Annotated in this window: 20 protein-coding genes; 12 read left to right on the forward strand and 8 right to left on the reverse strand. The window is 71.2% G+C overall.

Going from position 1 to position 18,762, the window contains the following annotated elements; translation table 11 throughout:
* Window positions 1–36: 36 nt before the first annotated feature.
* From pspAB to KIK06_RS12965, 4 genes are all read right to left on the reverse strand, one after another.
* A complete protein-coding gene (pspAB, locus tag KIK06_RS12950; RefSeq protein WP_268643314.1) occupies window positions 37–651 on the reverse strand; it encodes a PspA-associated protein PspAB in 615 nt (204 codons plus the stop codon).
* Between the two features lie 32 nt (window positions 652–683).
* Window positions 684–1,610 (reverse strand): zinc metalloprotease HtpX, encoded by a 927-nt coding sequence (htpX, locus tag KIK06_RS12955; RefSeq protein WP_017600044.1) that lies wholly within the window; start codon window positions 1,608–1,610, stop codon window positions 684–686.
* Between the two features lie 222 nt (window positions 1,611–1,832).
* Window positions 1,833–2,111 (reverse strand): PspA-associated protein PspAA, encoded by a 279-nt coding sequence (gene pspAA, locus KIK06_RS12960; RefSeq protein WP_268643315.1) that lies wholly within the window; start codon window positions 2,109–2,111, stop codon window positions 1,833–1,835.
* The gene (locus tag KIK06_RS12965) at window positions 2,108–2,863 is read right to left on the reverse strand and encodes a PspA/IM30 family protein (RefSeq protein WP_268643316.1); all 756 of its coding nucleotides are present in this window, start codon (window positions 2,861–2,863) and stop codon (window positions 2,108–2,110) included. Before KIK06_RS12965 ends, pspAA begins: the two co-directional genes overlap by 4 nt.
* Window positions 2,864–2,980: 117 nt before the next feature.
* Between KIK06_RS12965 and KIK06_RS12970 the strand changes: the two genes are divergently transcribed.
* Entirely contained in the window at window positions 2,981–3,619 is a 639-nt protein-coding gene (locus KIK06_RS12970; RefSeq protein ID WP_040690293.1) for a DUF3043 domain-containing protein, read from the forward strand.
* Window positions 3,620–3,750: 131 nt separating this feature from the next.
* Complete coding sequence (locus KIK06_RS12975; RefSeq protein WP_268643317.1) at window positions 3,751–4,761, forward strand: aldo/keto reductase family protein; 1,011 nt, start codon at window positions 3,751–3,753, stop codon at window positions 4,759–4,761.
* 224 nt (window positions 4,762–4,985) lie between these two features.
* On the opposite strand, the gene KIK06_RS12980 is transcribed toward KIK06_RS12975, so the two are convergent.
* Both KIK06_RS12980 and KIK06_RS12985 read right to left on the reverse strand, forming a co-directional pair.
* Window positions 4,986–5,450, reverse strand: a complete 465-nt coding sequence (locus KIK06_RS12980; RefSeq protein WP_268643318.1) for a hypothetical protein — start codon at window positions 5,448–5,450, stop codon at window positions 4,986–4,988.
* 57 nt (window positions 5,451–5,507) lie between these two features.
* Entirely contained in the window at window positions 5,508–5,714 is a 207-nt protein-coding gene (locus KIK06_RS12985; protein WP_268645966.1) for a hypothetical protein, read from the reverse strand.
* A gap of 206 nt (window positions 5,715–5,920) precedes the next feature.
* Between KIK06_RS12985 and KIK06_RS12990 the strand changes: the two genes are divergently transcribed.
* From KIK06_RS12990 to KIK06_RS13035, 10 genes are all read left to right on the forward strand, one after another.
* On the forward strand, window positions 5,921–6,916 hold the full coding sequence (locus KIK06_RS12990; RefSeq protein ID WP_268645968.1) for a bifunctional adenosylcobinamide kinase/adenosylcobinamide-phosphate guanylyltransferase: 996 nt from the start codon (window positions 5,921–5,923) through the stop codon (window positions 6,914–6,916).
* Between the two features lie 26 nt (window positions 6,917–6,942).
* Entirely contained in the window at window positions 6,943–7,701 is a 759-nt protein-coding gene (locus tag KIK06_RS12995; RefSeq protein ID WP_268645970.1) for an adenosylcobinamide-GDP ribazoletransferase, read from the forward strand.
* Window positions 7,702–8,007: 306 nt separating this feature from the next.
* Window positions 8,008–9,522, forward strand: a complete 1,515-nt coding sequence (locus tag KIK06_RS13000; RefSeq protein WP_268643319.1) for a leucyl aminopeptidase — start codon at window positions 8,008–8,010, stop codon at window positions 9,520–9,522.
* Window positions 9,523–9,662: 140 nt separating this feature from the next.
* A complete protein-coding gene (gene lpdA / locus KIK06_RS13005; protein WP_268643320.1) occupies window positions 9,663–11,039 on the forward strand; it encodes a dihydrolipoyl dehydrogenase in 1,377 nt (458 codons plus the stop codon).
* 103 nt (window positions 11,040–11,142) lie between these two features.
* Window positions 11,143–12,885, forward strand: coding sequence for a 2-oxoglutarate dehydrogenase, E2 component, dihydrolipoamide succinyltransferase (gene sucB, locus KIK06_RS13010; protein ID WP_268643321.1), 1,743 nt, complete (start codon window positions 11,143–11,145; stop codon window positions 12,883–12,885).
* Between the two features lie 233 nt (window positions 12,886–13,118).
* On the forward strand, window positions 13,119–13,682 hold the full coding sequence (locus KIK06_RS13015; protein WP_268643322.1) for an NADPH-dependent FMN reductase: 564 nt from the start codon (window positions 13,119–13,121) through the stop codon (window positions 13,680–13,682).
* Between the two features lie 425 nt (window positions 13,683–14,107).
* Window positions 14,108–15,040, forward strand: coding sequence for a TIGR01777 family oxidoreductase (locus tag KIK06_RS13020; protein ID WP_268643323.1), 933 nt, complete (start codon window positions 14,108–14,110; stop codon window positions 15,038–15,040).
* A 9-nt stretch (window positions 15,041–15,049) separates the two neighbouring features.
* A complete protein-coding gene (lipB, locus tag KIK06_RS13025; RefSeq protein WP_026128273.1) occupies window positions 15,050–15,748 on the forward strand; it encodes a lipoyl(octanoyl) transferase LipB in 699 nt (232 codons plus the stop codon).
* Window positions 15,749–15,851: 103 nt separating this feature from the next.
* Window positions 15,852–16,829 carry a lipoyl synthase gene (gene lipA / locus KIK06_RS13030; protein WP_268643324.1) on the forward strand — a complete coding sequence of 326 codons (978 nt, stop codon included), beginning with the start codon at window positions 15,852–15,854 and terminating at the stop codon, window positions 16,827–16,829.
* Window positions 16,830–17,020: 191 nt separating this feature from the next.
* Window positions 17,021–17,743, forward strand: coding sequence for a DUF4191 domain-containing protein (locus tag KIK06_RS13035; protein WP_017602333.1), 723 nt, complete (start codon window positions 17,021–17,023; stop codon window positions 17,741–17,743).
* A 58-nt stretch (window positions 17,744–17,801) separates the two neighbouring features.
* Here the strand turns inward: KIK06_RS13035 and KIK06_RS13040 are convergent, their stop codons facing one another.
* Both KIK06_RS13040 and KIK06_RS13045 read right to left on the reverse strand, forming a co-directional pair.
* On the reverse strand, window positions 17,802–18,026 hold the full coding sequence (locus KIK06_RS13040) for a helix-turn-helix domain-containing protein (protein ID WP_017602334.1): 225 nt from the start codon (window positions 18,024–18,026) through the stop codon (window positions 17,802–17,804).
* Window positions 18,026–18,679, reverse strand: coding sequence for a DUF2975 domain-containing protein (locus KIK06_RS13045; protein WP_268643325.1), 654 nt, complete (start codon window positions 18,677–18,679; stop codon window positions 18,026–18,028). The genes KIK06_RS13040 and KIK06_RS13045 overlap by 1 nt, the downstream gene beginning before the upstream one ends.
* Window positions 18,680–18,762: the final 83 nt, after the last annotated feature.

The raw sequence follows: 18,762 nt of genomic DNA on the forward strand, positions 1-18,762 counted from the left end.
CCGTTTAGTGGATTTTGATTTCCGTATAGTGGAATCTCAGTTCTGAGGATGCAGCCCCGGGGCCCCGTAGACCGGGAACCAGCGGGACCTGTCGCGCTCGACCGGCAGGTCGGTACCGATCACGGCCTCGACCTGGAGTTCGAGCGGGTTGTCCCGCCGGTGCCCTCCCAGCGGGGCGAACGGGTAGAAGGTGCCGCGTTTGTACAGGTAGACCAGCCCCAACGCCCGTCGCCGCGTGTCGGTGAACCCCACGAGCGAGCACAGCAGCGAGGGGCCGTAGCCGTTCGCCTCCAATGTCGAGTTGACCGCGTGCAGGTCGGTGACCAGGCCGGAGATGTCAGGATCGGTGACCTCCCCCTCTCCCGGCTCCGCGCCCCCCGCGCGCATGACCAGCCAGGTGTAGCCGTAGTCGTCGGCCACCTGCTCCACGGGGGGCCCACCGCCCGCGCTGAGCAGCGCGGTCACGTCGCGCTCCAGGTCGGCGAAGGCGGCGCCCTCCGCCGCCCGGAAGGCCACCGACCCGGTGCCGGTGGGCGAGAAACCCGCCGACGCCCGCAGGGTCAGGGCCGCCGAGGGCAGCCCGAACAGTGCGTCCAGGTCGGGGCGCGCGGGCTCGGAACGGCCCAGGATCGCACGCCAGAGTCTCTTCACGGGTGCCTCGCCTCGGTGTCGTGGTGTGGTGGTCAGGACCCTTGGCCGAGTTGCCGGGAGATCTCGGCCAGCTGGGCCAGGCGCTGGTCCACCGGAGGATGCGTGGCGACCAGGCGACTCATGCTGAAGCCCTTCCGGGTGAGGGCGGGAGCGAAGAAGAAGGCGTTGAACGGTTCGGCCTGCCGCAGGTCACGGGTGGGGATGCGGGCCATGTCACCGGTGATCCTGGTGAGCGCGCTGCCCAGCGCCGACGGACGACCGGTCAGGTAGGCGGCGGAGCGGTCCGCGGACAACTCGCGGTAACGGGACAGCGCCCGGGTCAGCAGGAAGCTCAGTGCCCAAGCGACCGCGCTGACCAGGACCACCAGCAGGGCGATCACGGCGGGCGCCGGTCCGCCGTTGTTGCTCCGCCCCCCGGCGGCCCCGCTGAACACGGCGAAGCGCAGGCCCGCCTGGGTCAGGAAGCCCGCGACGATGCCGAGGAACCCGGCGATGGTCATGACCATGACGTCGCGGTGCGCCACGTGGGAGAGCTCGTGCGCCAGGACCGCCTCCAGCTCCTGGCCCTCCAGGCGCCGCAGGAGACCGGTCGTCACGCAGATCACGGAGGTCTTCTCGCTGTGCCCGGTGGCGAAGGCGTTGGGTACGTCGGAGTCGGCGATACCGACCCGCGGTTTGGCCATGTCGGCCATGGCGCACAGCCGGTCGATCACGGCGTGCAGCTCGGGTGCCTGCTGGGGGCTGACCTCGTGCGCGCCCATGGAGAACATCGCGATCCTGTCGGAGGCGAAGTAGGAGAAGAGCGCGAACCCCCCGACCACCAGGAGGACCAACCAGACACTCATGCCGACCGCGATGAGACCGACGACGAAGGCGACGTAGACCAGGGTGAGCAGACCCATGGTCGTCACCATCCGCGTGGTGAGCCCTCGGTCCGGCCTGAACTTCGAACCCGCCATGACGACTCCTCCCAACCCGTGGTTCGGAGTCTAGTTCGCCCAGGTCGGAAAGGGTTTGAGACACACCACGGCCGCCGTGACGCGAGAAGGGTCACGGCGGCCGTGGGCAAAGCACGCGCACGCTGTCACGGGGCGCGTCCGACTCGCTCACCGGTCGACGCGCGCCGTTCGTGGGGACGGGCGGTCCGCCTGGACGGAGGGCGGCCCACCCGGTCGGAGGGGTCAGCCGGGGATGAGACCGTCGTCCTGGAGCATCTCCCGCACCTCTTCCATGGTGGCGTCGGCGGGCGGGAGGATCACCTGTGAGGGCTTGAGGTCCTCGGGGGGGAGCGGCTTGCCGTCCGCGCGCACCCTGTCCAGCAGGTCGTGCAGCGCCTGACGGAACGTGGCCTCGTCGCCCGACTCGATCGCCGCCTCCAGCTGGGAGTCGACGGAGTTCAGGACGTCCAGGTCGGCGTCGGTGAGGTCGAGCTGCCCCTCACCCAGGATGCGGACGATCACGAGCCCTCCCGGTTGTTGCCGCCCTCGATCTGCGGGGCGGAGCCGCCGTTGCCCTGTCCGAGCTCCATCTTCATGCGCTCGAGCTCGGCGTCGACACCGGAACTGCTGGCCATCCGGTCCAGCTCGGCCTGAATGTCGTCCTTGGCGGTGCCGGTGACGTCGTCGAGCGCCCCGGAGGCCAGGAGCTCGTCGACCGCGCCCGCGCGCGCCTGCATCTCGGCGGTCTTGTCCTCGGCGCGCTGCACCGCCATGCCGACATCGCCCATCTCCTCCGAGATCCCGGAGAAGGCCTCGCTGATCTGTGTCTGGGCCTGGGCGGCGGTGTAGGTGGCCTTGATGGTCTCCTTGCGCGTGCGGAAGGCGTCCACCTTGGTCTGGAGGCGCTGGGCCGCCATCGTGAGCTTTTGCTCCTCGCCCTGGAGGTTGGCGTGCTGCTCACGCAGCCCCTCGATCTGGCTGGCCAGACCGGAACGGCGGGTCAGGGCCTCACGCGCGAGGTCCTCACGGCCCTGGCCCAGGGCCGCGCGGCCCTGGTTCTCCAGCTTCTCGGACTGCTGCTCCAGCTGCTGGATCTGCAGCTCGACGCGTTTGCGGGAGGTGGCGACGTCCGCGACGCCGCGCCGAACCTTCTGCAGGAGCTCAAGCTGCTTCTGGTACGAGTAGTCGAGTGTCTCCCTTGGGTCCTCGACCGAGTCCAGGGCCTTGTTGGCCTTGGACTTGAAGATCATGGAAAGTCGCTGAAACACGCTCATCGGCGTGGCCGTCCCCTTCTCGGTGCGTACATCGGCTGTTCCCAGCGGGCGCTTCGCCCAACCCTACGCGGTCTGGCCCGCGGTCGCCATAAAGCTGTGACCGGCTACCCTGAAGGTGTGTTCCGACGTCGCTCCGCTACCGCAGCCACGGATTCGAAGCTTGCCGAATCCGCCAGCCAAGAGGCCACTGAGTCCACCCAACCTAAGGGATATACCCCTAAGAAGGGTGTCCCCACCCCAAAGCGCAAGGAATCCGAACGTGACCTGCGCAGGCCGCTCAACGTCCCGCAGTCGCGCAAGGAGGCCTACCGGGCCTACCAGGAGCGCCTCGACCGCCAGCGCGGGCGCAAGGCCCGTGACGCGGGCGCTCCCAAGGGCGAGGAGCGCTACTTCCGCCAGCAGGACATGGGCGAGGCCAGGGCCTTCGCCCGCGACTTCGTCGACTCGCGGCGCTGTGTCAGCGAGTTCTTCCTCCCGCTGTCGGTGCTCATCCTCGCGCTGTCCCTCGTGAACGTGCCCCTCGTGCAGATGGCCGTGTACCCGCTGTTCGTGCTCATGCTGGTCACGATCGTCACCGAGGGCGTCATCGTGGGCCGCACGGTCAAGAGGCGCGCCGCCGAGTACTTCCCGGACGACCCGTTGGTCAGGGGTGCGGGCTGGTACGCGGCGATGCGGCAGATCCAGTTCCGCCGCCTGCGCCTGCCCAAGCCCCGGTTGAAGGTCCGGGACGACCCCACGCCGCGCCACGCGCGCTGAGGCCGGGGCCACGGACGGTGAGCAGGGCCGGTGCGTGCACCGGCCCTTCACCCGAACCGACATGGGAGCGCTCCCGAACAGGCTCCGGCATGTCTCGCGCGCCGGCGCGCTCCCCCGCTACAGTGCTCCGCATGGAGTTTCGGCATCTGGGCAACAGCGGTCTGGTCATCAGTGAGATCGCCTACGGAAACTGGATCACACACGGCTCTCAGGTCGAGGAGGAGACCGCCGCCGCCTGTGTGCGCGCGGCGCTGGACGCGGGCGTCACCACGTTCGACACCGCGGACGTCTACGCGCAGGGCAAGGCGGAGGAGGTCCTCGGCCGGGCGCTGAAGGGCGAGCGCCGCGACGGGCTGGAGATCTTCTCCAAGGTGTTCTGGCCCATGGGCGAGGGCAAGAACGACCGGGGGCTGTCCCGCAAGCACGTCATCCGTGGCGCGGAGGACTCCCTCCGCCGGCTGGGAACCGACTACCTGGACCTGTACCAGGCTCACCGGTTCGACTACACGACCCCGCTGGAGGAGACCATGCGGGCCTTCGAGGACCTGGTCCGCCAGGGCAAGGTCCTCTACGTGGGCGTCTCCGAGTGGCGGGCCGAGGAGATCGAGCGCGCGCTGAAGATCGCCGACGAGATGGGGTTCGACCGCATCGTCTCCAACCAGCCGCAGTACAACATGGTGTGGCGGGTCATCGAGTCCGAGGTCGTGCCGGTGTGTGAACGCGAGGGCATCGGCCAGATCGTGTGGTCGCCCATCGCGGGCGGGGTGCTCACCGGTAAGTACCGCCCCGGCCAGGCCGCCCCGAGCGGTTCGCGCGGAGCCGACCCGAAGAGCAGTCACTTCGTCAAGGACATGACCGAGGACGAGGCGCTCCTGCGGAAGGTCGCGGAGCTGGAGCCGCTCGCCGCCGAGGCGGGGCTGAGCATGGCGCAGCTGGCCATCGCCTGGGTCCTTCGCAACCGGAACGTGTCCGCCGCGATCGTCGGCGCCTCCCGCCCGGAGCAGGTGCGCGACAACGTCGAGGCGGCCGGGGTCACACTCGACGACGCGCTGGTCGCACGCATCGACGAGATCCTGGGCGACAGTGTTCGGCGGGACGCCGCGCTCACCCGCAGCCCGGAGGACATCCGAAACCTCGGTTAGGTTTCCGGAGCCCTCACCCGAGGGGGTTGTCGTTCGGGCGCCGGCAGGGTTCTGCACGACGAGGCGAGCCGCGTGGCGAGGAACGAGCGGCAGGCGTGGCCGAGGAGGAAGAATCCCTGCCTTGAGGGCGGCCGAACACGGGCCGAAGCGCGGCGGAGGCCCAAAACAAACACGACGGCGCCCCGGCACCCGACGGGTGCCGGGGCGCCGTCGTGTCCGGCGGGTCAGCGCGCCATGTCCCGCGCCAGGTGGGAGCGGTGCGGCCGTCCGGTGCGCCAGAGCCGCCGCAGGTCGGCGCGGGTCTGGTGGGAGAGCTGGAGGTGGAAGTAGTTGACGTGCTCACCGACGGCGAACAACCACATACCGACCCCGGGCCACACCCGTGTCCAGAGGATCCCGTCGGACAGGGACCAGCCGATGAACGCGCCCGCGAGGAGGAGGAGCCCCGCGTTGACCCACCTCAGGAAGCGAAAGACCGCCATACCCACCGGTCGCGGCGCCCGGGTGCGCAGCTGGTGGACCTTGGCCCACCAGTAGGCGCTGCCCTCGACCAGCAACAGGGTGCCCAGACCGAACCCCGCCAGGTTGACCGGGGAGGGCGGCACACTGAGCACGTCGAAAATGATGAAGGCGAACAGGGGGATGTTGACGAGTTCGAGTACCGCGAGGTTGCGGAGGGTGGAAACCATGCCCCAATGGTCCCGTTCCGTCGGGACATCCGCGTTCTCGGTGCGGCCGGGAGCGGACTACTCGGCCCCTTCGAGCGACATCGCGTAGGCCTCCCGGTCATCATCCATCAGCGCGACCCGCTCCACGCCGACCTCGGCGAGCTCCCTCCAGTGCTCGCCCAGCCAGCTCTCCGCGTCGCCCCGCGAGGTGAAGGCCTCCTCAGGCAGGTCCGCGCCCTGGGGCTCCCCCTCGTCGGCCCCGATGTACCGCCAGGTCCACGCCATGTCCGGCCGCCCTTCGTCGCCGATCCGCCGGTGTCCGTCACCGGCTCCTGCCCCGAGCTTAACCAAGGCTTGGCGCGTCATGCTGTTTACTTCTTCGGGTGCGTATCCGATTTCTCGGGACAGCGGGTCACGCGGGCTGGCCGGCCCCGCAGTGCACCTGTGCCTCCTGCAACCAGGCGCAGGCGGAACGCCGCCTGCCGCTGCGCGTGACCGTCGACGACCGCTTCCGCATCCGCCCGGAGGGCGCGGTCGGACCGGTGCCCCCCGGGTACACGGTCACCCACGCCGCGGACGGCGTTCTGGTCGAGGGCCCCAACGGTGGGCGTCTGCTGTTCGCGCGCTCCTCCCCGGGGCCCGCACCGGGCGGGCCCCCGGTCGAATCCGACCACGCGGACACCTCCGCTTACGCCGCGACGGCACCACCGCAACAGGTGGACATGGTGATCGTCGACGTGGCGCGACGACCTGAGGTCATCGGGGAGCTGCGGCGGTCCGGAGTGATCGGGGTGACCACGGCGGTCGTGGCGGTCGGCGGTGACCACCGGGTCCGTTCTCCTTGGGAGTTCGCCCGCAGGGCGCGGCTGTGGGGGGCGTTCGCCCCCGGCGACGGTCACGTGATGTCGTGCCCGCCCACCGTGTGGCCCGAGTCCCGGCCGCACGGCCCGCACCGCGTGCTGATCACCGGCGGGGCTCGTTCCGGTAAGTCCACCGAGGCCGAACTCCGCCTGCTCGCCGAGCCCCGCGTGGTCTACGCGGCCACCGGCCCCGCACCCGACCCGGAGGAGGACCCCGAGTGGGCGGAGCGGGTCGCAACGCACGCCGGCCGCCGTCCCTGGTGGTGGCGGACCGAGGAGACCGCCGATCTGGTGGGGCTGCTCAAGGGGGCGCGCGGCTCCGTGCTGGTCGACTGCCTCGGCACTTGGCTGACCGCCGTCATGGACCGGCACGGGATGTGGGCCGACCCGCCCGGCCGGGACGCCCCGGAAAGGCTGGAGGCGGAGGTCGGCGGCCTCCTGGAGGCATGGCGGACCACCCAGGCCTACGTGGTGGCGGTGACCAACGAGGTCGGCTCGGGCGTGGTCCCCGCGACCCCTGCCGGGCGACTGTTCCGCGACCACCTGGGCAGGCTCAACCAGTGGGTGGGGGCCGAGTCCGAGGAGGTCGTCCTGGTGACGGCGGGCCGCGTCCTGGACCTGCCGTGAACGGGGACGCCACGGCGGGCGCGCGGATGGCCCTGGGCACGTTCACCGTCGCGCCCGTGCGCGTGGAGCGGGTGGACCGCGCCGCCGCCGGGTGGGCGATGTTCTGGGCCGCGCCGCTGGGCGGGGTGCTCGGCGCCCTCATCGGAGCCGTCGCCCTGGCGGGCGCGGCCCTCGGCCTGTCCGATCCGCTGGCCGCGCTGTTGGCGGTGGGCCTCGGCGCGCTGCTCACCCGGGGACTGCACCTCGACGGACTGGCCGACCTCGCCGACGGCTTCGGCAGCAACCGCCCCGCCGAGGGCGCGCTGGAGGTGATGCGGCGGTCGGACATCGGCCCGTTCGGCGTCATCACCCTGGTGGTCGTGCTGGCCGCGCAGGTGCTGGCGCTCGGCCAGCTGGTCGGGACGTCCCCGGGCGCCACCCTGGCCGGTGCGGCCGCCGCGTGGGCGGTGGGACGCCTGGCGGTCACCCTCGCCTGCACTCCGCGGGTGCCCTCGGCCCGGCCCGAGGGGTTGGGCGCGCTGGTGGCGGGCACGGTGGGCGCCCGGCTCGCCGCGGCGGGCTGCGTGGTCGTGGCCGTGGTGTGCGCGATGGCCTGGCTCCACTCCCCCCTCTCGACCGCGGGCTGCGTGGCCGGAGTCGTGGCCGGACTGCTCGTGGCGGGCGTGCTGCTGCGGCGCTCGGTACGGCGCCTCGGTGGGATCACGGGTGACGTGTTGGGCGCCCTGGTGGAGTCGGCGACGGCCGCGGCACTGGTCACGGCGGCGGCCGTCACCTCCTGGGGGTGAACGGCCCGGCCGTGACGCGGCCCACTTCGTACCAAGCTCCAAGCACCCCGCGGACCGATGTCACCAGCATCACATTTTTTCACACGGAGTTTCGCACCCCGCCCGCCTGGGCAGAGCCGACCGGTCCGGGCGACCCCGTACGACACCCCCCACCGGCGACCAGAGCCCGCCTCCCCGCGTGGAGCGGACGCGGTCGCCCCGGGGAACGCCCCTGCTCCCGCCGCGCACGGAGTGCCCCGTCAGCGCCCGGGAGGGCGCGGGGTGCCGCGTCGCCGCCGCGTTCACGAGGCGACTAGCATCGGGGACGTGAGCACGTCGTTGTCAGTACATACGGAGTCCCCCAGTTCGCTCGACGCCGACGCGGTTGTCGTCGGTTACCACTCCGGAGGCGACGCTCCGGAGCCCGCGTCGGGCGCTCATGACGTCGACGCCGCCTTCTCCGGTGGCCTCGGCTCGACCCTGTCGCTCCTGGGAGCGAGCGGCGAACCCGAGGAGGTGCACACCCTTGCCTCCCTCGGAGCCGTCACGGCCCCGGTCGTCGTCGCGGTCGGTCTCGGCCCGGCGCCCACCGACGGTCCCGTCGACTCCGACATCCTGTCCCGCGCCGCCGGAGCGGCCCTGCGTTCCCTGTCCTCGCGCCCCGAGGGCACCGGCCGCGTCGCCCTGGCCCTGCCGGCCGGAACCGCCGATGAGGCGGCCGCGGTGGCGCTCGGCGCCCAGTTGGGCGCCTACTCCTTCGACCGGTACCGCACCGGGGAGAAGGCCGCCAAACGCGACGGCCGGACCGTCGACCTGACCGTGGTCTCCACCGCCTCCGGCGCCGCCGAGGCCGTGGAGCGCTCCAGGATCCTGGCCGAAGCCGTCTCCCTGACGCGTGACCTGGTCAACACCGCCCCCGCGGACCTGGTCCCCGAGGACCTGGCCGCGGCGGCCCAGGACACGGCCCAGCAGGCCGGCCTCCAGATCGAGGTCCTGGACGAGCAGGCCCTCGCCGAGGGCGGCTACGGCGGTCTGACCGGAGTCGGCCAGGGTTCGACCAACCCGCCCCGGCTGGTCCGCCTGGCCCACAGCCACCCGGAGGCCGGCAAGACCGTCGCCTTCGTCGGCAAGGGCATCACGTTCGACTCCGGCGGCCTGTCCCTCAAGCCCGCGGGCTCGATGGACTGGATGAAGTCCGACATGGCCGGCGCCGCCTCCGTGCTCGCCGCCATGCGCGCCATCGCCGCCCTGGAGCTGAAGGTCAACGTCGTGGCCTACCTGGCCGTGGCCGAGAACATGCCCAGCGGTACCGCCCAGCGCCCCTCCGACGTCCTGAGCATCTACGGCGGCAAGACCGTCGAGGTCCTCAACACCGACGCCGAGGGCCGTCTGGTCATGGCGGACGCCCTGGTCCGCGCGCACGAGGACGAGCCGGACCTGATCGTGGACATCGCCACGCTGACCGGCGCCCAGCTCGTCGCGCTCGGCACCCGCGTGTTCGCCGTCATGTCCAACGACGACACCGTCCGCGACGAGGTCGTCGCCGCGGCCGGAGCCGCCGGTGAGGCCGCCTGGCCGATGCCGCTGCCCTCCGAGCTGCGCGCCGGCCTGGACTCGTCCGTGGCCGACATCGCCAACGTGGCCGGGGAGCGCTGGGGCGGCATGCTCTCCGCGGGCGTGTTCCTCAAGGAGTTCATCGAGGACGGCGTCAAGTGGGCGCACCTCGACATCGCGGGCCCGTCCTTCAACCAGGGCGGACCGCACGGCTACACGTCCAAGGGCGGAACCGGCGCGGGCACGCGCACCCTGGTCCGCATCGCCGAGGAGTACGCCGGCAAGTAGGACTCGGGGAGGGACGGCGGTCCCGTGAGCCGGAGCGCCGCCCCTCCCCGGTCCCCGCGGACCGGGCGCCGTCCCCCCACGTGCCGGTTCCGCGACCCACCACCCGGAATCACCAGCCACTGAACAAGGAGTTCGTTCCCGTGAGTGAGAGCGGCGGCACATTCGACCTCGTCGTCCTTGGCGGCGGCAGCGGCGGCTACGCGGCGGCGCTGCGCGCGGCGGAGCTCGACATGAGCGTCATCCTGATCGAGAAAGACAAGCTGGGGGGCACCTGCCTGCACCGCGGCTGCATCCCCACCAAGGCGCTCCTGCACTCGGCCGAGGTCGCTGACTCCGCCAAGGAGAGCGAGAACTTCGGTGTCAAGGCCACCTTCGAGGGCATCGACATCGACGCGGTCCACAAGTACAAGGACAAGGTGATCAGTGGCCTGCACAAGGGCCTGAGCGGGCTGGTCAAGTCCCGCAAGATCACGGTCGTCGAGGGTGAGGGCCGCCTGACCGGCCCCGACGAGGTCACCGTCGACGGCACCGTCTACAAGGGGCGCAACGTCCTGCTCGCCACCGGTTCCCAGCCCAAGACCCTGGGTCTGGACATCGACGGTGAGAAGGTCATGACCAGCGACCAGGCCCTGGACCTGAACCGCGTCCCCGAGTCGGTCATCGTCCTGGGCGGCGGCGTCATCGGCGTGGAGTTCGCCAGCGTCTGGCGCTCCTACGGAGCTGACGTCACCATCGTCGAGGCCCTTCCCCACCTGGTCCCCGTGGAGGAGGAGTCCAGCTCCAAGCTGCTGGAGCGGGCCTTCCGCAAGCGCAAGATCAAGTACGAGCTGGGCACGCCGTTCGAGTCGGTCAAGACCACCGACGCCGGTGTCACCGTCACCCTCCAGGGTGGCAAGACCCTCGATGCCGAGGTGCTGCTCGTCGCCATCGGACGCGGCCCGGTCTCCGAGGGCCTCGGCTACGAGGAGCAGGGCATCGCCCTGGAGCGCGGCTTCGTCAAGGTGGACGAGAACCTGCACACCGGTGTGGGCAACGTCTACGCGGTCGGCGACCTGATCCCGACCCTCCAGCTCGCCCACGTCGGCTTCGCCGAGGGCATCTTCGTCGCCGAGCACATCGCCGGGCTCAACCCGCCCGCGATCGACTACGACGGTGTCCCGCGCGTCACCTACTGCGAGCCCGAGGTGGCTTCGGTCGGCCTCACCAGCAAGGCGGCCAAGGAGCGCGGCCACGACGTGGTCGAGATGAACTACAACCTGGCGGGTAACGGCAAGAGCCAGATCCTCCAGACGCAGGGCGCGGTGAAGGTCATCGCCGAGAAGGACGGGCCGGTCCTGGGCGTCCACATGGTCGGCAGCCGCGTCGGCGAGCTCATCGCCGAGGGCCAGCTGATCTACAACTGGGAGGCGCTGCCCTCGGAGGTGGCCCAGCTCATCCACCCGCACCCGAGCCAGTCCGAGGCGCTGGGCGAGGCGCACCTGGCTCTGGCGGGCAAGCCCCTGCACGTCCACGACTGACCGCACCACCCGGGGGCGGGCCGACGCGGCCCGCCCCCGCCACATCCGCGCTGCCCAGTCAAGGCGTTGGGCAGATTCCGCGCCCAGATCCAACGAGGAACCCATGCCGACTTCCGTTTCCATGCCCGCCCTGGGTGAGAGCGTCACCGAGGGCACCGTCACCCAGTGGCTGAAGAACGTGGGCGACACCGTCGAGGTGGACGAACCACTCCTTGAGGTCTCCACCGACAAGGTGGACACCGAGATCCCCTCCCCGGTCGCGGGAGTACTCACCAAGATCCTCGTCGACGAGGACGAGACCGTGGAGATCGGCGCGGAGATCGCGGTCATCGGCGGCGAGGGGGAGGGCGCCGACGAGGGCGAGAGCGCTCCCGCCGCCGAGGCCGCGCAGCCGGAGCCGACCCCGGAGCCCGAGCCCTCCCCGGAGCCCGCCGCCCCGGCCGCGGCTCCCGCTCCGGCCGCCGAGGCTCCGTCCGCGCCCGCGCCCAGCGGCGAGGAGACCCCGGTGACGATGCCCGCCCTGGGTGAGAGCGTCACCGAGGGCACCGTCACCCAGTGGCTGAAGAACGTGGGCGACACCGTCGAGGTGGACGAACCACTCCTTGAGGTCTCCACCGACAAGGTGGACACCGAGATCCCCTCCCCGGTCGCGGGAGTACTCACCAAGATCCTCGTCGACGAGGACGAGACGGTCGACATCGGCGCCCAGATCGCGGTCATCGGCGGCGAGGGTGCCGCTCCCGCGCCCGAGGCCCCCGCCCCGCGGGCCGAGCCCGCCCCCGAGGCCGCCGCGGAGCCCGCTCCGGCTCCGACGCCGGCTCCGGCCCCCGCGCCGGAGCGGGAGGCCGACGTCCCCAGGGTGGACATCGAGACGCTCAGCGGCACTGGTCGGGCCTCCGGCACCGACGCCGTCACCGAGGCGTACGTGACGCCGCTGGTCCGTAAGCTCGCCGCCGAGAACCGTGTCGACCTGAGCCGGGTCAAGGGCACCGGCGTCGGTGGCCGGATCCGCAAGCAGGACGTGCTCCGGGCCGCCGAGGAGCAGAAGGCGGCCGCCGCGCGCGCCGCCGCCCCCTCCTCGCCGTCCTCGACCGCGCGCAAGGGCGCCACCGACACCTCCCTTCGGGGCCGCACCGAGAAGATGAGCCGCCTGCGTCGGTCGATCGCCGACCGTATGGTCGAATCGCTCAACACCGCGGCCGAGACCACGCAGGTCATCGAGGTCGACGTCACCAAGATCGCGCGTCTGCGCGAGCAGGCGGCCGCCGACTTCGCCCAGCGCGAGGGCGTTGCGCTGGACTTCTTCCCGTTCTTCGCGCTGGCCGCGGTGGAGGCCCTCAAGGCCAACCCGAAGCTCAACGCGGTGATCGACAGTGACAACGACGAGGTCAGCTACCACGACGTCGAGAACCTCGGCGTCTCCGTGGACACTGACCGCGGCCTGCTCGTCCCGGTCATCCGTGACGCCGGCCACCTGGGTCTGACCGACCTGGCCCGCAACATCACGGCACTGACCGAGCGGGCGCACACCGGGCTGCTCGGGCCGGACGAGCTCGGCGGCGGTACGTTCACGATCGCCGAGACGGGGAGCACCGGAGCCCTGTTCGGCACGCCGATCATCAACACGCCGCAGGTGGCCATCCTCGGCACGGGCGCGGTCGTCAAGCGGCCCGTCGTGGTCGAGGACCCGGCGATGGGCGGCGAGGTGATCGCCGTCCGGTCGATGGTGTACCTGTCGCTGTCCCACGACCACCGCCTGATCGACGGCGCCGACGCGGGCCGTTTCCTCCAGTCCGTCAAGGAGCGCCTGGAGGAGGGCGCCTTCGAGGCCGAGCTGGGTCTGTAGCCCCGTTCCTCCTGTTCCGTCGGGTCGGACGCCGCGCGGCGTCCGGCCCGACGCCGTCACGGAGGGGGGACGCGCACCCCGGGTTGACCTCAAGTCAGGTCGAGGTTCTACCGTGGACAGCGCCCCCCGACGAACGAACGCGGCCGAGCCATCCCTCCCAGGGCGGCCCGGCACACGAGGTCGGCGGCAGTGCGCGGCACGCGCGCCGTCGGCCCGCGGACACGAGGACGTACATGCACAACCTTCGTATCGCGGTCATCCTGGGTGGTAATCGCAACGGCCGGACAGGGCCGGCGGTCACCCGCTGGTTCCTCGATCGGGCACGAGGCCACGGGGGCGCCGAACTCGATGTCCTGGACGTCGCCGACCTCGGGACCGCGGAGGGCCACGGCGCTCCGCTGGCCGATTTCGGTGCCCGGATCGACGCCGCGGACGCCTTCGTGGTCCTCACCCCCGAGTACAACCACGGCTACCCCGGACCGCTCAAGGCGGCGATCGACTCGGCCCGCCGGGAATGGACCGCCAAGCCGGTCGGGTTCGTCTCCTACGGCGGCCTCTCCGGAGGTCTGCGGGCGGTCGAGCAGCTCCGGTTGGTCTTCAGCGAGCTGCGCACCGCGACCCTGCGCGACACCGTCAGCTTCCACAACGCGCAGGCGCTGTTCACCGCCGACGGCTCCCCCAAGGAGGACATGTCCGGCGCGGAGGTGGCCGTGGCCACCCTGCTCGACGAGTTGCTGTGGTGGGCCCGGGCGCTCAGGGCCGCCAGGGAGCGTGAGCCCTACCCAGGTCAGCCGTAGGCTGTGCTCGTTTTGGGCCTCCGCTTCGCTTCGGCCCGCCCGTCGCCCGCCACCGCCCGGGGGCCGCTTCGCGACGGGGCGGGCACCCTCACTTGCAGCACCCTGGCGGCGCCCGAACGGTAACCCCGGAGACGGGGACGGGGCGGCGCCGATGGCGCCGCCCCGCCTTCTTACCCCACCAATCACCATCCCCTGATGATCCCCATCATCAAAGGTCTGTGGACGGGCGTGCACGGCCGGCCCGGCAGTGCGTCGCCCACGGTAGCTCCGCGCTGACGCGGAGTTCCATGTCCCACCTTCAACGTAGAAGACCTCGGCGCGCCGTGCAGGACTTTCGGCGAAAAAGGCCGGGAAAAATTCGCCGACCGCCCGCGCGATCGGCTGGTGTGGTCCGTGTGTGATCCGCAGAGGGTAGGTCCCAGGACATGAGAGTCGCTATCACGGGAGCCTCGGGATTCATCGGCGGCGCGCTGACCGCGTCCCTACTGAAGGACGGCCACTCGGTGGTGCGGATGGTGCGTCACCCTCCGCGCGCGGAACGCACCGCCCGTCTGGAGGAGGCGGAGTGGCGCCCCGAGCAGGGCAGGGTGGACACCGTGGCGCTGCACGGCGCCGACGCCGTCGTACACCTGGCGGGCGTGCCCATCGGCACCGCGCTGTGGACACGGCGCAGGCGCTCGCTCATCCGGCGCAGTCGGGTTCGCGGCACGCGGATCCTGTGCCGGGCGATCGCCGCCATGGACTCCCCTCCCCCTCGCCTGCTCAGCGCCTCGGGTATGCACTTCTACGGAGACACCGGCGGGGCCGTGGCCACCGAGGACTCGCCATCCGGCACCGGTTTCCTCTCCGAGGTCGCCCAGGCTTGGGAGGCCGCCACCACCCCGGCGGAGGAAGCGGGGGTGTCGGTGGCGCACCTGCGCACCGCGGTCGTCCTGGACCGCTCGGGTGGCCTACTGCGATCGCTGCTTCCCCTGTACCGGGCGGGGCTGGGCGGGCGCCTGGGGTCGGGGGCCCAGTACATGAGCTGGATCGCCCTGAGGGACCACGTCGGGGCGATGCGCTTCCTCCTGGAACGCCCCGAGCTCACCGGCCCGGTGAACCTGTGCGCGCCCGAGCCGGTGAGCAACGCGGCCTTCACCGAGGCGCTGGGACGGGTGTTGGGGAGGCCCACACTGCTGCCCGTCCCGGCGACGGCGTTGCGGGCGACGCTGGGGGACTTCGCTGAGGAGACCGCCCTGCTGGACCTGCGGGCCGTGCCCGAACGCCTTGTGAACGCGGGGTATTCCTTCACGTTCCCCACCATCGACAGTGCGCTATCCGACATCCTGGCCAGACCCGCCCGCCGCGCCGGGGCGTAAGGTGTGGGTGTGAGTGATCTCGTTTACGCATGGATGGGCGACTCGCCAGTCCCGTACCACCAGGGCTGGGATCTCCAGAAGCGGCTCCACGAGCGCCGCGTCGCCGACGAGGTGGCCGACACGGTCCTCCTGCTGGAGCACGAGCCCGTCTACACGGCGGGCAAGCGCACCGGGAGGTGGGATCGTCCCACCTCCGACCCGGGAGCCCCCGTCGTCGACATCGACCGCGGCGGGAAGATCACGTGGCACGGTCCCGGCCAGCTGACGGTGTACCCCATCGTCAGGCTGCGCGACCCGATCGACGTGATCGCCTACGTCCGCATGCTGGAGGAGGCCATCATCCGCACCATCGCGGAATACGGCCTCACCGGGAAGCGGGTCGAGGGGCGAACCGGGGTCTGGCTGGACGCCGCCCCGGAGCGGGGGCTCATCGAACGCAAGATCGCCGCGATCGGCTGTCGCATCGCCCGCGGGGTGGGGATGCACGGGCTCGCGTTGAACTGCGATAATGATCTGTCGTGGTATGACCGGATCGTCCCGTGCGGCATCTCCGACGCCGGCGTCACCACGCTCACGGCCGAGGTCGGGCGTGCCGTGACCGTCGGCGAGGTGCGACCGCACATGGAACGACACCTGGCGGACGTCCTCGGCGCGGAGGGGTACAGCCACGCCGACGGCGCCGCGCTGCTCGCCGACGCCACCGCCTGAGGATGACCACCCACACCAGCCACAAGTCCCCCACCGGGACCCAGTGCCCCCACGAGGGGCGGAGTCGTCCCCGTCACGGGGCACAGAAGGGAACGGGTTCACGTTGACCGTCGCTCCTGAGGGCCGCAAGCTGCTGCGCGTGGAGGCGCGCAACAGCGAGACCCCCATCGAGAAGAAGCCGCCGTGGATCAAGATCAAGGCGCACATGGGGCCCGAGTACACCGAGCTCCACTCCCTGGTCAAGAAGGAGGGTCTGCACACGGTCTGCCAGGAGGCCGGGTGCCCCAACATCTACGAGTGCTGGGAGGACCGGGAGGCCACCTTCCTCATCGGTGGTGACCAGTGCACCCGCCGCTGCGACTTCTGCCAGATCGCCACGGGCAAGCCCACCGCGCTGGACCGCATGGAGCCGACCAAGGTCGCCAACTCGGTGAAGACCATGGAGCTGCGCTACGCCACCGTCACGGGTGTGGCCCGCGACGACCTGGAGGACGGCGGCGCGTGGCTGTACGCGGAGACGGTCCGCAAGATCCACGAGCTCAACCCCGGCACCGGTGTCGAACTGCTCATCCCGGACTTCAACGCCGACCCCGACCAGCTGGCCGAGGTCTTCGGGTCGCGGCCCGAGGTTCTGGCGCACAACGTGGAGACCGTGCCGCGGATCTTCAAGCGCATCCGTCCGGGCTTCCGCTACGAGCGCTCCCTCGAGGTCATCACCCGCGCCCGTGCGGACGGCCTGGTCACCAAGTCCAACCTGATCCTGGGCATGGGCGAGACCCGTGAGGAGATCAGCGAGGCCATGCGGGACCTGCACGAGGCCGGGTGCGACCTGCTGACCATCACCCAGTACCTGCGCCCCTCCAAGCTGCACCACCCGATCGACCGTTGGGTGAAGCCGCAGGAGTTCGCCGAGCTGGGCGAGGAGGCCGAGGAGATCGGCTTCGCCGGGGTCATGTCCGGGCCGCTCGTGCGTTCCTCCTACCGAGCCGGACGCCTGTACAAGCAGGCCCGGGAGAAGCGGGACGCCGAGGCCGCTTCCGGGGCGAACGCCACGCGTTCGGACATGACAGCCCAGTCGTAACCAAGCTGGAACGGTGGCCCTCGGGTCACCGTTCCGCAGTTGGGGGGCGGCGCGCCTATCCTGGTGTGGAGAGGCGCCCCGCTGGCGGCGCCGGATGGCGCCGCACGTAGGTCGACCGCGAAGAGGAGGCAAGGCAGCCCGGGGACGCCGTTCCCCGCCGACGGAGTCGGCGCTCGCTGCCTGAGAGCACGATGGCGAAGAAGCCCAAGGGTTCCGAGAAGACGACCCCGGCCAAGGGCCAGGCCGAGAAGCAGCCGGGCCGGCTCAAGCAGATCGGCATGGTCGCCAAGGTCGTCCACCAGCAGAGCCCGCGCAGTATCCCGATCGCCGTTGCCGTCGCGGTCGTCATCCTCGCCGTCGCCGTGGGGATCGGCGCCTGGACCGGATCGTGGCTCCTGTGGACGCTCACGGGTGTCCCGGTGGCCTTCCTCGTCGGCTTCATCATCTTCACCCGGTCGGCCCAGCGCGTCCAGTACAAGATGCTGGACGGCCAGCTCGGCGCCGGGATGGCGATCCTGGAGAACATGCGCGGCAACTGGGTGGTCGAGCCGGGCGTGGCCGCCAACAAGCAGATGGACGTCGTCCACCGCGTGGTGGGGCGCCCCGGCGTGATCCTGGTCGGAGAGGGCGACCCGGGCCGCCTCCGGCCGCTCATCGCCGGTGAGAAGAAGCGCGTCGCGCGTGTGGCGCACGACATCCACATCTACGACTACAAGGTCGGCAACGGCGACGACCAGGTGCCCATCGACAAGCTCCAGCGCACGCTGGTCAAGCTGCCCAAGCTCCTGGACAAGCCGGACGTCGCCGAGCTGAACTACCGGCTCAAGGCGCTCCCGCCCGCCATGCAGATGCCCAAGGGCCCGATGCCCAAGGGCGCGAAGCTGCCCAAGGGCATGCGCGGCCGCATGGGCTGACCGCACGCCACGCGCGCGAGGGGCCGTCCCGCTTCGGGACGGCCCCTCGCGCGTGCGTTCAGTCCTCCTCGTATCCGATGAGGTCGCCCGGCTGGCAGTCCAGCTCGCGGCACAGGGCGGCCAGGGTGGAGAAGCGGATCGCGCGCGCCCGACCGTTCTTGAGGACCGACAGGTTGACGACGGTGACGCCGACCCGCTGGGCGAGCTCGGTCAGCGTCATCCCCCGGTCGCTGAGCAGCTCGTCGAGGTGGATCCGGATACCGGTGGCCTCCTCGGGCGGCATCAGACCAGTCCCTCGACGTCCTCGCGCAGGCCGGTGCCGCGCCGGAACACCTCGGCCAGAGCGGCCAGGGCGAGGCCGACGAAGACCAGCGGGAAGGGAACCTCGCCGACTCCGACCCCGAAGGCGACCAGGACCAGGCCGTCGGGGTCCAGGGCCCGGGACTGGAGTTCGGCGTCGGTGAAGACCCGCACCAGCGGAACGGCCAGGGAGCCGACGGTGACGGTGGCCGCGACGACGTACATCCGGCGCACGTTGGCGGGAACGAACGGGTCTCCTTGGGCGAGCGTCCGGGCCATCCGCAGCAGGACGACGAGCACGAGGAGGGTGGCCGCGACGCCGACCAGCGTCGGGAGCACGAGCAGGAGCCGCTCCGGGAGCGTGGGGTCGTGGAAGGTGACCGCCAGGGACTCGGTGGCACGCACCTCCACGTCCTCGCCGGTGACGGGGACGTCGACCGGTGGCGGGGGGGTCGCGGCGGGCGCGTGGACGGTGATGGTGGTCAGCTCCCCGGCGGTGTCCGCCGGTAGGAGCGGCGTGGTCCACACCAGGAGGAAGAGCCCGGTGAGGGAGGTGGCCGCGATTCCCATGAGGAGAAGGCCCCGAAGGACGACGTCATCCGCCTTGGACCAGGCGAGGCGGGTGCGGGTGGACATGTTCGACCTCTCTCATATCGTTTTTCGATAATAACGATAAACGATAAGTCCATGTCTGTCATCCGCCCGAACGGCGGGCCGCA

The sequence above is a fragment of the Nocardiopsis sp. EMB25 genome (assembly GCF_026797795.1).
In the GTDB taxonomy this organism is placed as follows: Bacteria; Actinomycetota; Actinomycetes; order Streptosporangiales; family Streptosporangiaceae; genus Nocardiopsis; species Nocardiopsis lucentensis.

Bases quoted from the DNA above. Each gene is read 5' to 3' on its own strand.
- htpX (WP_017600044.1), bottom strand. From the start codon at position 1,610: ATGGCGGGTTCGAAGTTCAGGCCGGACCGAGGGCTCACCACGCGGATG.
- KIK06_RS12965 (WP_268643316.1), bottom strand. From the start codon at position 2,863: ATGAGCGTGTTTCAGCGACTTTCCATGATCTTCAAGTCCAAGGCCAAC.
- KIK06_RS12975 (WP_268643317.1), top strand. From the start codon at position 3,751: ATGGAGTTTCGGCATCTGGGCAACAGCGGTCTGGTCATCAGTGAGATC.
- KIK06_RS12980 (WP_268643318.1), bottom strand. From the start codon at position 5,450: ATGGTTTCCACCCTCCGCAACCTCGCGGTACTCGAACTCGTCAACATC.
- KIK06_RS12985 (WP_268645966.1), bottom strand. From the start codon at position 5,714: ATGGCGTGGACCTGGCGGTACATCGGGGCCGACGAGGGGGAGCCCCAG.
- KIK06_RS12995 (WP_268645970.1), top strand. From the start codon at position 6,943: ATGGCCCTGGGCACGTTCACCGTCGCGCCCGTGCGCGTGGAGCGGGTG.
- sucB (WP_268643321.1), top strand. From the start codon at position 11,143: ATGCCGACTTCCGTTTCCATGCCCGCCCTGGGTGAGAGCGTCACCGAG.
- KIK06_RS13015 (WP_268643322.1), top strand. From the start codon at position 13,119: ATGCACAACCTTCGTATCGCGGTCATCCTGGGTGGTAATCGCAACGGC.
- KIK06_RS13020 (WP_268643323.1), top strand. From the start codon at position 14,108: ATGAGAGTCGCTATCACGGGAGCCTCGGGATTCATCGGCGGCGCGCTG.
- KIK06_RS13035 (WP_017602333.1), top strand. From the start codon at position 17,021: ATGGCGAAGAAGCCCAAGGGTTCCGAGAAGACGACCCCGGCCAAGGGC.
- KIK06_RS13040 (WP_017602334.1), bottom strand. From the start codon at position 18,026: ATGCCGCCCGAGGAGGCCACCGGTATCCGGATCCACCTCGACGAGCTG.
- KIK06_RS13045 (WP_268643325.1), bottom strand. From the start codon at position 18,679: ATGTCCACCCGCACCCGCCTCGCCTGGTCCAAGGCGGATGACGTCGTC.